This is a genomic window from Vallitalea guaymasensis (assembly GCF_018141425.1).
In the GTDB taxonomy this organism is placed as follows: Bacteria; Bacillota; Clostridia; order Lachnospirales; family Vallitaleaceae; genus Vallitalea; species Vallitalea guaymasensis.
On the sequence record NZ_CP058561.1, the window covers coordinates 427,744 to 443,082 of the forward strand.

Below are 15,339 nucleotides of genomic sequence, written 5' to 3' on the forward strand. Positions count from 1 at the left end.
TTTTTCTAACATTACTAGTATAATTATAGTACTAAAAACAGTTAAGGAGAAACATGATGAACATTCAAATATTCGGAAACAAGAAATGCTTTGATACTAAAAAAGCTGAAAGATATTTTAAAGAGCGTTGTATCAAATTCCAAAAAATTGATCTAGTACAAAAAGGTGTCAGTCCCGGTGAACTAAAATCAATTATACAGAGCGTTAGCATTGACAACCTCATTAATAAAGATTCTTATAATTACAAAGAAAGCGTCCTAGCATATACTGAAGACCAGGACACCATGCAAGAAATTCTTTTAGAGAATCCAAAATTATTTAAAACACCTATTGTTAGAAATGGTAAAAAAGCTAGTGTTGGTTATCAACCTGATGTTTGGAAATCTTGGGAGTAAAAAACTAATTTAGCTCCCTTTTTTTATTCTTACTATTTACGATGAATATTCAATATATATTACATTGATACTGCATTCATTAAAATGCCAGTAAGAATTTATATACTTATATTACCATAGCAGTTATTCTGTAATTATGAATACAGAAATTGAATAAATCATTTTTCAATATTATTTATTTTATTCAAATAATGCACGAATTTTCTCTGTCAAAATAACCTTTCTTTTTTCATAAAATTCATCAAAATTTTCAATTTCGAGTGAAGTGCCTTCTGGAATGAAAGATCGCTTACAGAACTCTGCCTTCTGTTCATCGTTCATATCATTGCAATAATATACTAGTTTCATATCATTCTTGCTTGCATTACTTCTACCTTCCAATAGGTGCAGATTCGCCAGTCTATTTCGGTTACCTCTCCATTTTCGCCAATCTTCCATAGAAACAGATATCGGTTTACTACCGTCAAACCTATTAAAAGGATGGAGATGGTCTTGCTCATACTTGAAATTTTTATTTATCCAGTCAAGACTGAGATAATACAATGCCTCCCCAGCAACTCTGCTTCCCTTTTCAGTATTAAGAATATCTTCAATCTTTCCATCAGTGACTCTGAGGTCATTTATCTGATTAAGCATATCCACAGTAATTTCGTAATCATTTTCGTTTATTCTACTCTTCATTTGCTGCAGTTTTCCAGTTGTACCGGACTGGAAATAAGTAAACAAAATTGCCCTAATCAAATAAGCTCTAATACCATCAAGGCTGTTTATATATTCAGGATTATAATAAATAAAATATATTATTGGCAACAACACATTCCAACTACTGGAAAAACGTTTAATTTCAATATTCATTTCTTTCAGTACAATTTCCAAATTCTTCAATGCTTTTTTGAACTCGCTCCAGTTATTCTTAAGTTCATCTGCTATTTGTCTGCTGATATTAGATTTTACGACATCTCCATAAAGCATAAGAGCAGAACGAATAATAAAATCCGAGCCAAATCTATCATAAGAATCCACGAGAAGTCTCCCGAACTCAGTCTTTGCACTTGGCCAATATGCTTCAAGAATAGACATTGTTATTTCAGATTTTTTGAGAGCTTTACCACCACTATTAAATCTAACGAACATTTCCAAAGCATCATCCTGTTTCATATCTTTTATTTCAGTAAACCTAATCAATTTTTCCACAAATATTTTATTATAAAGCTTATTTAAAATACCTCTTGCATACTCTTTGCTGTCTGTTGGAACATTAGCAATGGCTTCCTCAATAGCTTTATCTCTAGTTGTCTCATCTTGAAATTTATTATCTAAAATACATTTGATTTCAAATTGTGTCGGACTCAACCTTCCGACCTTTTCACTAAACTTAATATCATATTTCTTACTATTGTACTCTTCTTCATCAACAGTCAATTTATTCTTATTAAGTTCAATCAACAATTTTGTAACAAGGCCTCCTCCATATTTCCTTCTTGCGTGCTTTTGGCGGATAAAAGCTTGCCCAAATAAAGAAAGAAATAACGAAGTCAATCTCTGCTGTCCATCAAGCACAGCTGTATCTGTAATCTTTACATCAATATTACTTAACTCATAATTCACGCTATCTGCCTGTTTTCTGCTATCAAAAATAACTTCAGACAGGAAATTGCAAAAATATGTATCCCAAGTCACATTGTCATCGTCTACATGCCAAAATAAGAATGTTGCTATTGGATAATCCAATAGAATTGAATCCCATAGTTTTTCTATCTGCTCCATATTCCAAACATACTGCCTTTGAAATGCGGGCATAACGTATTTTCCTTTTTCAATATTTTGCAAAACCTCATAGATACTTATTCTGTCATCAATTAGTTCACTCACGTTTATACCTCCTTACTACAAAAACTTAATTTACTATCTATAAAACTCATTCAATATTTGATATTGACATTAAACAATTTTATTACTTAATATCATCAATATACTTATATTCCCTTTGTAAGTAAATGTATTATCCATATTCTTCATCAAGCACATATTTAAAATGGTCAGGTGTCATGCAATTAGTAATCCAATCATGCAAATCTTTATAAATTTTTGTTCTTGGATATTTTGAATCTTCCTCTCTCTTAGTTGAGTAAGTTAAATGCACTACTGCAAAACTAAATTCAGAATCACATACTTTAAATAATATATCATCACAATCATATCTTCTTCCTAGTGTCTTCACCTTTTTACCATATAAAATATGTTGTTTACCAACTTCACTATATAGTTCTTTCTCAAAAGAACTTGCCTCTGTACATAAGCTATCCCAAGGCTCTAACCAATTTATGTCATTGACCATTTGCTTTCTCCTTACATTGTTTCTGAATCAATTATCTACTAATATAAAATAGATAATTGATTCTTCGTCATATCAAACTGTTGATAATATATAGGTATCTTATATAAACTCCTGATATTTTGTATATATGATATATTAATTTTACTAGGTTTATACTTCGTAACAATGACCAACTTATTGGCTTTACTTTTATCATGATAATGACAGTATTCCAACAATTGCCCTATAGCTAATCTTATCGCATTCTTTACATCACATGTTTTAAGTTCATAAAATATTGTTTCTCCAGTAACCGTTTTAACTGTTATATCTACATTATTTACCTCACTAGTAACAGATTTATAATTACTATCTTTTTTTAGATATTTTACCATTGCATTTTGTAATTTGTTATGATGTAGGAGTTTTATATAACTTGATGGAGATACACTTACTATCCCCTCTTGCTTTTTCTTTTCCTCAGATTTAATATTATCATGTTGTAACCTCTTTAAACGTATTGTTTATTAAACTCACTGTTTAACATACTGATACCTGATTCTTCATGTTTTCTAATGTATTCATCTATAACTGGTTTTTCATTATCTAAGAATCTTTGCAAACTATCCAAAAAGTAAACTTCCTCGGGATATTCATACCACCATTTTGTCTCTTTTATACTGCAAAAATTAATACCTATCCTTTGTTTTAATATATTCACCAGCTCTTCTAAATATTTTGCTTTATGTGCATTATCTTTTGAACTTATTGATATAAAACATCTACCATTAGATTTTGCTCCCCATGCAATATTATGTATCTTTTCTATAGAATCACTACCATCCCAAAAAGATATATCTAAATAATCATCATTACCAAGAAAAAAATATCCTTGTTCTAATCTATTCATATTTTAACGTTTCCATAGCAGTTTCTAATATTTTATCCAAATAGTGTAACGAATCTCTGTACATTTATTAATCAATCTATAAATCACTTGAACATAAATTCTTTTAACACTCAAAAAACGCAGTCACTTGTGGTACGGTTCACAGTACCACATCCTAAATTTAAAAGACTTTAATCAACTACTTATAGTTTAACTTACCATTATAGACATTACAAATATCTACTATAAAAGTACAAATAATCAATATAATTTATTTAATTATACTCTTTAGCACAAAATACTTCAAATTAATTTTATTATAATTATATTAAATTACATATTATAGCATTTGAATTTCTTTGTTTCATGTACTCCACAAAAACCTACAATCTTAAATCTTTTATTCTAAGTGTAACTTACTAGTTCTTATTCTAATGTTTTCACACATATGCTATTTAATATTTATCTATTGAAAAAAGCAAAACTTTATTAAAAAACATTAAAGTTTTGCTTCTAAGATTAAAATTTCTTCTATTCCTTATCATTAATATTTAATACTATCCCATTTAATTTATCTAAAATAACATCCTCACTAATTTTTTCTTTTGTCATCAAAGCACTACAACTATTAAAAGCTACAGGCAGCTCACCCTTTGTCCAACCTAATTCTAAGTCGAACCACTTCTTATATATATCCGACACCATAAAACCTAATGCTTCAAGAGAATACCTTAGTGTCTCTGGGTAAATACATGATTTTCCTTGTTGTTTAAGACAAGTACTACATCTTGTACATGAGCCTGGTGGTAATCCAACCGAGTTATCTATATCTTTTTCAATCTGAATTAATTTATCTGTCATCTGATTTTTTATATTATTGAATGCATACATTGAAATAACATTATTAATATCAACAATTTTATCAGGTTTGTTTTTTACATAGTTGTTATAGACATCTGACCTCAAATCATCAATGTCAAACTTATTTATTTGCGCTTTAATAGATTTTGTATCTATTTCAGTCATAATAATTGTGGCATAATTAAACGGTTCTAAATACCTTATTGTATCAAATTCAAATTCAGGACAACTATAGTTCTTACCATAATTGCCACATCTCTTACAATACCCTAAGACTTCCTCTCTTTTATATGCTTCAAATAATGTTTCTTTTGTCAGCTGCTTTAATCTTACTTTTACAGTCAATTTCATCTTCATACCTCACTCATATAAGTATATTATATTTTATAACACCATCATCTACACCTTTAACTAAAATTATACTATATACTGAGAAACATTTCATTTAAACATCTAAATCCGTATATCAAATCACCTCGAAAAACTTCAATGCCTTAACACAATCCTTAACCCCTTGAACATAAATCTTGTTATTATACTCTCCATTTATACATTGCACTTGTTCCATATATTCCTCTATAACCTTTCTATCGCTACTATCCAAATGATTTAACACATCTTTCATTTTTTTACTGTGAACACATAATTTTTTCTCCATTTCTCTAAACTCTTCATCATTATTTATTATAGCTTCATATGCATACCCAATTAAATCTTCTATTATTTTATTAATAATTTTATCGTATTCTACTTTCATTAAAAAACACCTCCAAAATTATTTTAGGCTTATTGAGCCTATTTGTCAATACTACTAATATGCCTAAGATATAATTCAACGAAGGGGTGATTAAAATGATATTTGAACGTATAAGAAATATTAGAGAAGATAATGATTTAACTCAATCTCAAATAGCAGAATTTCTAAACATTAACCAAAGAACTTATTCAAGATATGAACGAGGAGAAATTTCCATAACAGTAGAAACCTTATGTAAACTAGCAGATTATTATGAGACTAGCCTTGACTATTTAGCTGGTAGAACAGATATAAAAACACCTTATTCACTAAGAAAATAAAATTGTGTTAATCAGTTTAAAAGCTTCTAAACCAATATAGAAACAATCTTTTATGTAGAATTGATTAAATAATTATGCTAATATAATTAGGTATGTACTACACTAAATTTCATTAACAGTGAATACAGGAGATAATTTATGAAAAAAGCACTACTTATAATCTTTGCAATTGTACTAATAGTAATATCTTTTATAATAACTAATAATATCTCAAATGATAAGAATGATAGTAGCTATGATGATAATTCAAAAATATTATCACAGACTGATACAAAAATTACCGATAAAGAAATGGTTAATTCCTATTTTTTTACCAACAATATTTCTACACAGAGCTATAAAGGAAAATTCTTATTTGATGATATTATTGAACAAGATTTAACCTTGAATATTTATGAACTAGCTAATTTTAAAAACGGTAAATTATATGAGTTAAAACTAGACTCTATAGAAGGGATTAATGCTGAACGCTTGAATTTAGGTTATTTTTATGTTCAAGAAGATACGATATATAAAATAGCACCAACTGAACAAAACCTTGATATGCTAAAAGCAAATGAAGAGTTACCAGAAGATAGTATAATCGTTTGTCAAGATACCGAAATTGAAGACTCATTAGATGAGAACGAACAAGGATTTCATCACTACCTAGATATAAATGGAAACGAAAGAGAATATCATTCATATAATAATCAAGTCTCTACAGGATATTACGAATCCTTCACATGGAAAAAAGATATAGGACTCACTAACTATCGTAGTGGATATGGTGCTGAAAATGATTCCATTGAGCTACAATTAATTGAATAAATACTTGCTTAAATATAATTTAACGGTCACCTATTAGATGACCGTATTTTTTTAGATGTTGCTATATCAACTATGTTCATTACACATTTAATATACCACTAACCATACTATCTACTCTTCTTAAATCATCTTCATTCGGTCTACCTGTAATGTCTCCCATACGTCCTTTAGTGTTAAACTGAGTGTAAAAGCTGTCATTACTATTGAACTGTCCTTCAAAAAACCATTCCGTAACAACTTCAAATCCTAAATGATCAAGTATTTGCCCAAGAAATTCAGGTACAGCAGTTGCTTCATTTATTCCTGTATGAGGACCAGCAAATGTACAATATGTAACTGCTTTTTTGTTAACTCTTCTTGGTGCATAACTCTTAATATCTCCACTTTTCACATATTTCTTCTGCAAGTTTTTCCATAAATTAATCATTTCTTGTGGTGGTAACCAAATATATACACCTGTGCCAACAAATACAAAATCATAATCCAAAAAATCCAAATCGTCCTTGTCTGTATTTTTATTCACTTCAATAGTGTCCACTTCATGTCCTTGAGCTCTAATAGTCTTTTCAATTTGTAAAGCTATCTTTTTGGTATTACCTGTAACCGAGAAAAAAACGTTTAATACTTTCATTTAATTATACTCCTTTATAATATATTTAATTTTATGAAAACAACCTATAACGCTTTATTATAGAATCATAAATCAAAATATATTATAACACCACTTCATAATGTTTGATGTATCCACAGATACCCAAAAATTAAAATATGTATAAATTACTTATTCCTACTTACCTATTGAATAAATAATCTCTCCATCACTATCCAACCCCAAAATTTCAGGTGTATACCATATTTGCTTATCCAAAAACAAATACCATATTCTACCCAGATTAGTCTCAACTATAGTAGCATCTCTAGCTTCTTCATCTCTTAATGCTACTTTCACTTGTTCAATATTAGAATTCATAACAACACCATACTCTACTGGAAAAGATTTTTCAATATCTCCCCCTACCCTACCAATGTTACAATACATATATCTCATATCTCTGTCATAATCAAAAATTATATTACCGCTTCCAAATACCCATTTATAATTATTGGATTTTTTTTCAATTAATCCAATACTACAGCAGTTAGGGTCATCTACTGGCTCATAGAAAACTACAACACCCTTATCAGTATCAACCTGATGCAATATTTGTTCATAATCCATATTTGCTTTAGCCATTGCTTTCTCTATAGTATTGATATTTTCTCTCTTAAAAAAGAATACCAATAATATAACTATAGCAAATCCACCTACAACCATCTTTTTCTTCATAAAATTCAACCCTACTCTTCCTTAAAATATGTAAAAATACACGTTATTCATAATACAAATATATCTTAATCAGTAATCTCTACTGTTATCACTCAAATACTATTTCTCCATCGCTATCTAACCCTTTAATACGAGGTACATAACGTATCCCTTCATCCAAGAACAGATACCATATCCTTCCTAACTCAGTTTCAACAATAGTACCATTCTTAGCTTCTTCACCTTTTAAAGTAACTTTTACTTCTGATATTTCATCATTCGCAACAATACCATATGCAACTTGAAATAAATCTGGACTTCCTTTTTCATTAGATTTACCAATGTTGGAACATCCACAAGTCAAATCCTTATTTACATCAAAACTGTCCCTTCCACCACCATCAATCCATTTATACTTGTTAAATGATTTTCCGACTAGACCAATACTATTGCTATAAGGATACTCTTCAACTTCATAAAAAACCACAATCCCTTTATCAGTTTCAACCTGATGCAATATCTGCCTAACATTTATATTAGCCTTCTCCATTGCATCCTCTATAGTATTCTTATTCTGAGTCTCAAAAAACAGCAATAGCAAAATCAAGATTCCAAGCACCAAAATATTCTTTTTCATACTACCTAACCCCTATCATAACATTTTCTAAATACAATTCATTTCAACATATCAATTATAACACAAATCCCTCATATTAATTTTAATATATTATCAAATCCAATAAAACCATATAAAAAATGACATAACAAAAAGATTCCTTATTCAACCTACCCAGTCAAAACAAGAAATCTCTATTATAATATCTCAAGCAATATCCTTTACTCTAAGTCCCTTTTTTACACTTATTAACCTTTCACTGATCCAGAAACAAGCCCTGAAATAATCTGTTTCTGCATAAGCATGTATATGATAATACTTGGAATCGTAACTAACACTGTTGCCGCGAACATAGCACCATAATCACTGGCAAATGAACTTTTGAAATAATATAGCGCTATAGGAACTGTTCTATTCATCTTATCCCCTGTCAAAGTAAGTCCGAACTGAAACTCATTCCAGCAGAATAAGAATTGTAATACCCCTGCTGTTGCAAATGCAGGACGTGTAAGTGGTAATATAATCTGCATAAACGTTCTGAAAAATCCTGCTCCATCAATGTAAGCCGCTTCTTCCAACGTATAAGGTATGGTCTGAATATAACTCATCATTATATAAAAAGTCGTAGGCATACCAAGTGCCGCATATACGATAATAAGTCCTGCCAGAGTATCATACAGATGTGTTGCCGAAAGTGTATTATAAAGGGGTTGTAAAAGTGCCGCCCCTGGAATTACAAGAGCAAGTGAAAACGCAATGATTATCGTCTTTTTCAACTTGAACTTACATCTAACTATTACATAAGCAGCCATTGAAAATATGATAAGATTAATCACTGTAGCTATGATTGATACAACCACACTGTTTTTATAAAAAATGAGTAATGGTGCAATCTTGAATGCAGCCACATAATTGTCAAAATGCAATCCGCTAGGAAATCCTGATACTGAAGACATTATTTCTGCATTACCTCTAAAAGAAGATGCAAACACCCAGATAAAAGGAATTACCGATATTATGACAATAAATGAAATAAATATGAATGTTAATGTTTTCTTGATTGGTGTAATTGCTTTCACTATTCGTTCCTCCTTAATGTTCTTTATCCATTCTATAAATCTTACGAACAGAAATAAGTGTAATAAGGCCTAATATTATTAAAATTACACCTTGTGCGTTTGCAAGTCCATAGTTATTATCTACAAGAGCTGTATTATAGAGATACATTGGCATGTTCATGGTTCTAGCACCAGGTCCGCCTCCTGTAGTCATAATGATGATATCAAGTTTTTGTAACATACTGGTTGCAGCTAATATTGTAGCTGTACCAATGATATTTCTCATCATAGGAAGTACAATATATATATCCTGTTGAAAAGATGAAGCACCGTCTATTGATGCGGCTTCATATATTTCCTTGGATATGGAAGCCATCTCTGCCATGACAAGAATAGTAACCAATCCTGCATAAGGCAGCCAAGTCATAGTTACTGAGAAAAATGCAGTATCAGGGTTCATGAACCAGTTATGGACAAATTGTTCTCCCATGATCTTAGTAATGATATTGTTCACCATTCCGAATTGAGGATTCATAATACATAAAAACAATAAACCAAGTGCCGCACTAGAAATGATATTTGGTATAAAAAATACTGTTCTTACAAGTGAGGTATACCATTTGGACTTGGCTAATATCAGCGCTAAACCAACACCGATAAGTATATGTATAGTTGATTGTAATGCAATCCATTTAATCGTATTGAAAATGCTTGTTATAAAATCTTTATCTTTAGTAAATAGGTATATGTAATTCTTAATTCCTGAAAATGATATACTTGAACCGATTGACCAGTTAGTGAATGATGTGCCTACCAGCAAAACTATTGAGATAAGAAACACAAAAATAAAAAGTATAATACCAGGAGTTAAAAATAAAATTATCCATTTTCTATTTTTAGTCATATTGTCCTCCACTGCTAATTGTTTTCTTAAAAACCTCATCTTACATAGTAGTAAGACAAGGTTTTAATTGTATTAACTTATTTATTATTGTTCTTTATGCTTGTTGGCAGCTTGTGTAAGTTTTGAAGCCATTTCTTCTGGAGTAATGCCACCGTAAACTAATTCTGGGTAGTTTAATGAGAATTCTTCAATTACACTTGAATGAGCTGTGTTATCCATGTTTTCAAATCCGTATTTTGCTTCATCAGCAAGATTGATTAAGTCAACAACAAGTGGATTAGCCGCTTTGTACTCGTCTGAGATCTCTACATTTGCTGTTAATGGTAAAGCACCTGATTTTTCTAAGAATATTTTTTGTGCTTCTTTTCCTGTCTTGAATTTCAAGAACTCAAGAGCTGCTTCTTGTTCTTCTTTTGATTTGTTGGCTGTACATAATACATATCCGATTTCGTATTGTGCAACCACACCATCATTAGGATATAATGAAACTCCAACTCTATCTACTAATCCTTCTTTTGCTTTTGATGTATCAGTGAAATCTGGAACCATCCAAGGACCATTAGCAATCATAGCTGTGTTTTCTTGTAAGAAGTTATTAGCAGCGTTAGCGTAAATAGCTCCTATTGCATCAGGTGTTGTATAATCTTTTAGACATTTTTGAACCATTGTAAGAGCATTGACTACTAAATCATTGTCATAGCTATCAGGATAATTGGTATTCATGAATTCATTACCTTCGTCCCCATTAGTACCGATCATAGCTGCAAGCCAAAGATTGGTTGTCCATGCATTTTCACCTGTCATCATAGCAAGTGGTGTGAATCCTGCTTCTTTTAATTTTTCATTGTTTGACATGAATTCTTCCCATGTCTTAGCTGGTGTGATGCCAGTTGTTTCAAACATGTCCTTGTTATAGAAATAACCTACTATTTGTTTTTGATTAGCTATTGAATATAGTTTTCCATCTTCTGTTTTACTATAGTTGATAGCACCTTCACCTACATATTTGTTCCATTCTGCATCAGCTTCAACTAAAGGCATAACATCTACTGCTTGACCATTTTTTATTGCTAGTTCTCTAAGACCATTTTTACCATTAATAACATCTGGTAATGCTCCAGCAGCAGCAAGAGCTTTCATTTTATTTACGTAAGCGTCATCACTTGGTAATTCTTCAACTTTAACTTTTATCTTACCTTCATATTTTTCGTTAAATGCATCTAAGACTTCTTTTTCAGCAGCCGCTGATACATGTGAACCTACCATAAATGTTGCATATGTAATTTCAACTGGTTTATCCTTTGATACCGTATCATCTGATTTTTCAGTTTCGCTACCACAAGCAGCTAGAGTGAAAACCATTGTAAGAGTTACCATCAAAGCCATTACTTTTTTTAACATTGATTTCATAAAAAATATCCTCCCTTAATTGTTAATCAGTTATTATTTTTTCTGTAATCATAGTATATATGTAAATCCTCATTAACAGAATGGTCTACTTTTCCTTTTGATTGTTTAATTTTGACCAAAAAAGGTAAGCATTATTCTTGATTTTTTGACCTTGTATTATTTTTACCTAATATCTCTATAAAAGGTAAAAAAATTACTTGCTTTAATATTCTAATCAGAATTTCTAATGATTATAATATCTTATCAAAGCAAGTTTTTTGTTACATATTACTATTTCTATATTCTGTTGGATTTTGATTGTTGTATTTCACGAATACATGTGAAAAGTATGCAGGATCACTGAATCCAACTTCTAGACCTATCTCATATATCTTTAACTCACTGTTTTTCAGTAATAATTTTGCCTTGGTTATGCGATACATGTTTATTGCATCTGTCACTGTGATACCAGTTGATTTTTTGTAGGCTCTACTTAGATAACTGCTGTTAAGAAACAGTGCATTGCTTATATCTTGCAGGGAGATATTGTTCTTATAATTGATTTTTATGAAATTATCTACATTGGTTACCAGCTTGTTTCTGATATCTTTTTTATCAGTACATATACTTATTGCTATATCAACTATGTGTTTGCTTATATCTATAAGGCTAAACATGGTTTTGGCATCATTGATGCTTTTGTATAATTTCTTCTCTATTTGATTAAAGTCTTGACTTATATCATATTTAACAACATTTCGTATTATTGAACTACAGATAATAAGAATATCCATTTTACATTGTTCAAAGCTTTTATCGGATTTGACTAACTCTTCACCCAAGTCTTTTATTTTGATTTCTGCATTTTCCTTATCACCTTTTAATGTTATATCACAGATCTCTTTTGTAAATTGCTCAATATTGATATTCACAGCGTTTTCATCTATCATAGGCTCTGAGTCGTAGATGTATAGTGTATTGCCTTTAGTGGTTATACGAGATAATGCTTCATTTGCTTTCTTATAAGCATTATTTATTTCACTAGTTTCATTAATGATTTGACTTATTCCTAGCTTGATATCCAAACGCATAAATTCTTCTACCATCAGTAGAATCTCATTGAAATGCTGTACTATCTTATTTAGTGTGACCTCTTTGTTCTTATCGATCAGTATTACAATCATGATATGATTATCTTTTATAGGTACTACTTCCGAGTCATAATCTTTCATAGTAATGTTAAGGAAGTTTTTTATCATTTTTATGGAAGAGTTATTTTCTTTTTCTCCATCATAATAGTTTATCTCACAGGCACTAATGCAATAATTGTATTTATCTATGTTGTATTTTTCTATATCTTTAATACTTACATTCTGAGACAGTGCTAATCTTGTTAATATATGTAAACGGTATTCATTATAATCATTGATGGATAATTGTATCTTCTTGCTTTCTTTTCTTTTTTCATTAATGATTTCCGTAGCTTTTTCAACTGCACTTGGCAATTCTTCAATGAACTCATTTTTTATTACGAAATCGACTACATTGTATTTAATGGCTTTTTGAGCAAATGTAAAATCTGAATACGCAGTTAGAATAATTACTTCTACATCATATTTGTTTTCTTTTATGTTCTTACATAGTTCCAGACCATCGATAACAGGCATTTTTATATCTGTTACAAGAATGTCAACTTCATTATCTTTTATATAGTCAAGAGCTTCCTTACCGTTTCTGCAATCTGATACAACTTCGCAGTCTAATCCATCCCAATCTATAAGATGTTTTATACCATTTCTAATGTTACGTTCATCATCAACAAGCATTATTTTATACATTTTCTGCTCTCCCTTTATTCTTTGGAATTATTATTTCAATAGTCGTACCTACATTTTTTTGACTCTGTATATTTAGTCCATAATCCGAACCATAAATAAGCTTTAATCTCTGATCTGTGTTTTTTAATCCCATCTTTTCACGTTCTACTTTTCTATCTGTTATATCTTTGTTTTCAGTATTCATTATCTTTTCAACGTCAAACCCAATACCGTTATCAACTACTTTGATATATATCTTTTCTTCATGGTTACTTATCTCTACTGAAACTATAGCTTCATTGTCACTTTCTTCAACACCGTGAACAATTGCATTTTCAACTATAGGTTCAATTACAAGCCTTGGTATCTCACATATTTTTATCTGTTCATCATCTAATTCAATAGAATAATGCAACCTGTCTTCATATCTCATTTTTTGGAGTGACAAATAGTATTCTACATATTTCAGTTCTTCTTCTATAGTTATAATGGAGCGTTTATCTCCATATATTCCTGCTCTTAATAGAGCTGATAAGGATGCTATCATTTGATATATGGTTTCGTCTTTGCACATTTTTGCTTTGATCTGAATGGTTAGTAAAATATTAAATAAAAAATGTGGATTCATTTGATACTGTAAAAATTTTATTTCCATTTCATTAAGTAATAGCTTTGATTCGTATGTAGTTTTTAAAAGTGTCTGTATCTCCGATACCATAGAATTAAAAGTTGTAACAAGTGTGTCCAGTGTTACATCTTCATATTTTATCATTCTGTAATCATAGTCTTTTTCCCTTACCTTGTTCATTGCAGTGGTAATGTCTTTAATGAATACAGTAGTTCGCATGGATATGATAACAACGAATGTAATGAATACCACTGATAATATTATTGATATGAGGATAAAAGAGTTCATGCCAGTGACTGTTTCTTTGATTAAATTTGATTTTGGCAACATGTATATCAATTTGAATCCATTTTCTTTTATTTCTCTGGAGACAGTTACATATTTTTTATTATTGTAATTGATTTCATTCATTTTGTTGGTATCAATGTTGTTAGTTATATCCTGTGATATTTTTCCCCCTAATAATGAGTTGTCATTGGAGGAATATATAGTCCCTTCCTCGTCAACTACATAAACTAATGAACCGTCATAGCTTAGAAGACTGCTGTATTTGTTTTTTATATATTCTTCACCTATAGCCGCTATAATTATCAGGCTGTCATCAGTTGTAAAGTCAGATTTCAATTTTCTGGTGTAGTATATGGTATTGTTACTTGGTGAAGGTGGTATGTAACTAATATATTTTTCAGTATCATTCACCACAAGTTCATTAATCCTTTTGGAATCATCTGTTATTTTCTTGGTACTTACTTGTTTTGTGTAAGTGTATCCAAGGAGTTCTCTATTTTCATATACAGTAACATACGTTAAGGAATTCAGTTCCCATACGTTGTTGTATGTTAATATATTCTGGAATTGTTTATTGAGATTCTGTACATTGAGATAGTATTTTTCGTTATCTTTGTTGAAATAATCACCATCTTTGATCCATTCTTGTACAGCATCGCTTGCAGATAGGGCAATTGATGTATTGGTAATTATACTAAAGGATTGGTTTAGGTTTTCATTATTGGCATCAATCATTAGATTCATGTTTTTATATGTATTCTTCATTATATTGTTATACATGTTGTAAGTAGCATATGTACCAAACACTAATATTGTTATCAGCATTATTGCAATAAACATGGTAACTATACGCCCTCTAACAGAAAGCCTTTTGGTTGGTATTTTTTTCATGATTCACGCACCTTATTTAGCAAAATTCCCTATATAGTATTATAATTATACTATTTTATGTAAAATACTTCAATTTATTATTAGGTTAAAATA

17 protein-coding genes are annotated in these 15,339 nt (G+C 30.2%); 3 read left to right on the forward strand and 14 right to left on the reverse strand.

What is annotated here, in order from left to right:
* Positions 1-56 precede the first annotated feature (56 nt).
* Complete coding sequence (locus HYG85_RS01870; protein ID WP_212692046.1) at positions 57-395, forward strand: arsenate reductase family protein; 339 nt, start codon at positions 57-59, stop codon at positions 393-395.
* Positions 396-575: 180 nt separating this feature from the next.
* Here HYG85_RS01870 and HYG85_RS01875 read toward each other — a convergent pair whose 3' ends face one another.
* The 6 genes from HYG85_RS01875 to HYG85_RS01900 all read right to left on the reverse strand — a co-directional run bounded on the left by HYG85_RS01875 (position 576) and on the right by HYG85_RS01900 (position 5,219).
* Positions 576-2,267, reverse strand: coding sequence for a DUF262 domain-containing protein (locus HYG85_RS01875; RefSeq protein ID WP_212692047.1), 1,692 nt, complete (start codon positions 2,265-2,267; stop codon positions 576-578).
* A 130-nt stretch (positions 2,268-2,397) separates the two neighbouring features.
* Positions 2,398-2,733 (reverse strand): hypothetical protein, encoded by a 336-nt coding sequence (locus HYG85_RS01880; RefSeq protein ID WP_212692048.1) that lies wholly within the window; start codon positions 2,731-2,733, stop codon positions 2,398-2,400.
* A 38-nt stretch (positions 2,734-2,771) separates the two neighbouring features.
* Positions 2,772-3,107: a hypothetical protein gene (locus tag HYG85_RS01885; protein WP_212692049.1), complete on the reverse strand. Its 336-nt coding sequence runs from the start codon at positions 3,105-3,107 to the stop codon at positions 2,772-2,774.
* Between the two features lie 116 nt (positions 3,108-3,223).
* Entirely contained in the window at positions 3,224-3,622 is a 399-nt protein-coding gene (locus tag HYG85_RS01890; protein ID WP_212692050.1) for a hypothetical protein, read from the reverse strand.
* 510 nt (positions 3,623-4,132) lie between these two features.
* Positions 4,133-4,819 (reverse strand): DUF2284 domain-containing protein, encoded by a 687-nt coding sequence (locus tag HYG85_RS01895; protein WP_212692051.1) that lies wholly within the window; start codon positions 4,817-4,819, stop codon positions 4,133-4,135.
* Between the two features lie 109 nt (positions 4,820-4,928).
* On the reverse strand, positions 4,929-5,219 hold the full coding sequence (locus HYG85_RS01900) for a hypothetical protein (protein ID WP_212692052.1): 291 nt from the start codon (positions 5,217-5,219) through the stop codon (positions 4,929-4,931).
* 95 nt (positions 5,220-5,314) lie between these two features.
* On the opposite strand from HYG85_RS01900, the gene HYG85_RS01905 reads away from it, so the two are divergent.
* Both HYG85_RS01905 and HYG85_RS01910 read left to right on the forward strand, forming a co-directional pair.
* Positions 5,315-5,539, forward strand: a complete 225-nt coding sequence (locus tag HYG85_RS01905) for a helix-turn-helix domain-containing protein (RefSeq protein WP_212692053.1) — start codon at positions 5,315-5,317, stop codon at positions 5,537-5,539.
* Positions 5,540-5,677: 138 nt separating this feature from the next.
* The gene (locus HYG85_RS01910) at positions 5,678-6,349 is read left to right on the forward strand and encodes a hypothetical protein (RefSeq protein WP_212692054.1); all 672 of its coding nucleotides are present in this window, start codon (positions 5,678-5,680) and stop codon (positions 6,347-6,349) included.
* Between the two features lie 79 nt (positions 6,350-6,428).
* Here HYG85_RS01910 and HYG85_RS01915 read toward each other — a convergent pair whose 3' ends face one another.
* The 8 genes from HYG85_RS01915 to HYG85_RS01950 all read right to left on the reverse strand — a co-directional run bounded on the left by HYG85_RS01915 (position 6,429) and on the right by HYG85_RS01950 (position 15,246).
* Positions 6,429-6,980: a flavodoxin family protein gene (locus HYG85_RS01915; RefSeq protein WP_212692055.1), complete on the reverse strand. Its 552-nt coding sequence runs from the start codon at positions 6,978-6,980 to the stop codon at positions 6,429-6,431.
* A 156-nt stretch (positions 6,981-7,136) separates the two neighbouring features.
* Complete coding sequence (locus HYG85_RS01920) at positions 7,137-7,676, reverse strand: hypothetical protein (RefSeq protein WP_212692056.1); 540 nt, start codon at positions 7,674-7,676, stop codon at positions 7,137-7,139.
* 88 nt (positions 7,677-7,764) lie between these two features.
* A complete protein-coding gene (locus HYG85_RS01925; protein WP_212692057.1) occupies positions 7,765-8,292 on the reverse strand; it encodes a hypothetical protein in 528 nt (175 codons plus the stop codon).
* Between the two features lie 227 nt (positions 8,293-8,519).
* Positions 8,520-9,350: a carbohydrate ABC transporter permease gene (locus tag HYG85_RS01930; protein ID WP_317133844.1), complete on the reverse strand. Its 831-nt coding sequence runs from the start codon at positions 9,348-9,350 to the stop codon at positions 8,520-8,522.
* 13 nt (positions 9,351-9,363) lie between these two features.
* Positions 9,364-10,233: a carbohydrate ABC transporter permease gene (locus HYG85_RS01935; protein ID WP_113676034.1), complete on the reverse strand. Its 870-nt coding sequence runs from the start codon at positions 10,231-10,233 to the stop codon at positions 9,364-9,366.
* A gap of 84 nt (positions 10,234-10,317) precedes the next feature.
* Positions 10,318-11,643: an ABC transporter substrate-binding protein gene (locus tag HYG85_RS01940; RefSeq protein ID WP_212692058.1), complete on the reverse strand. Its 1,326-nt coding sequence runs from the start codon at positions 11,641-11,643 to the stop codon at positions 10,318-10,320.
* A 260-nt stretch (positions 11,644-11,903) separates the two neighbouring features.
* On the reverse strand, positions 11,904-13,460 hold the full coding sequence (locus HYG85_RS01945; RefSeq protein ID WP_212692059.1) for a response regulator transcription factor: 1,557 nt from the start codon (positions 13,458-13,460) through the stop codon (positions 11,904-11,906).
* Positions 13,453-15,246, reverse strand: a complete 1,794-nt coding sequence (locus HYG85_RS01950) for a sensor histidine kinase (RefSeq protein WP_212692060.1) — start codon at positions 15,244-15,246, stop codon at positions 13,453-13,455. The genes HYG85_RS01945 and HYG85_RS01950 overlap by 8 nt, the downstream gene beginning before the upstream one ends.
* Between the last annotated feature and the right edge of the window lie 93 nt (positions 15,247-15,339).

Coding starts and splice junctions, on each gene's coding strand:
- HYG85_RS01905 (WP_212692053.1), top strand. CDS start 5,315: ATGATATTTGAACGTATAAGAAATATTAGAGAAGATAATGATTTAACT.
- HYG85_RS01945 (WP_212692059.1), bottom strand. CDS start 13,460: ATGTATAAAATAATGCTTGTTGATGATGAACGTAACATTAGAAATGGT.
- HYG85_RS01890 (WP_212692050.1), bottom strand. CDS start 3,622: ATGAATAGATTAGAACAAGGATATTTTTTTCTTGGTAATGATGATTAT.
- HYG85_RS01935 (WP_113676034.1), bottom strand. CDS start 10,233: ATGACTAAAAATAGAAAATGGATAATTTTATTTTTAACTCCTGGTATT.
- HYG85_RS01870 (WP_212692046.1), top strand. CDS start 57: ATGAACATTCAAATATTCGGAAACAAGAAATGCTTTGATACTAAAAAA.
- HYG85_RS01940 (WP_212692058.1), bottom strand. CDS start 11,643: ATGAAATCAATGTTAAAAAAAGTAATGGCTTTGATGGTAACTCTTACA.
- HYG85_RS01910 (WP_212692054.1), top strand. CDS start 5,678: ATGAAAAAAGCACTACTTATAATCTTTGCAATTGTACTAATAGTAATA.
- HYG85_RS01915 (WP_212692055.1), bottom strand. CDS start 6,980: ATGAAAGTATTAAACGTTTTTTTCTCGGTTACAGGTAATACCAAAAAG.
- HYG85_RS01895 (WP_212692051.1), bottom strand. CDS start 4,819: ATGAAGATGAAATTGACTGTAAAAGTAAGATTAAAGCAGCTGACAAAA.
- HYG85_RS01880 (WP_212692048.1), bottom strand. CDS start 2,733: ATGGTCAATGACATAAATTGGTTAGAGCCTTGGGATAGCTTATGTACA.
- HYG85_RS01920 (WP_212692056.1), bottom strand. CDS start 7,676: ATGAAGAAAAAGATGGTTGTAGGTGGATTTGCTATAGTTATATTATTG.
- HYG85_RS01925 (WP_212692057.1), bottom strand. CDS start 8,292: ATGAAAAAGAATATTTTGGTGCTTGGAATCTTGATTTTGCTATTGCTG.
- HYG85_RS01950 (WP_212692060.1), bottom strand. CDS start 15,246: ATGAAAAAAATACCAACCAAAAGGCTTTCTGTTAGAGGGCGTATAGTT.
- HYG85_RS01900 (WP_212692052.1), bottom strand. CDS start 5,219: ATGAAAGTAGAATACGATAAAATTATTAATAAAATAATAGAAGATTTA.
- HYG85_RS01885 (WP_212692049.1), bottom strand. CDS start 3,107: ATGGTAAAATATCTAAAAAAAGATAGTAATTATAAATCTGTTACTAGT.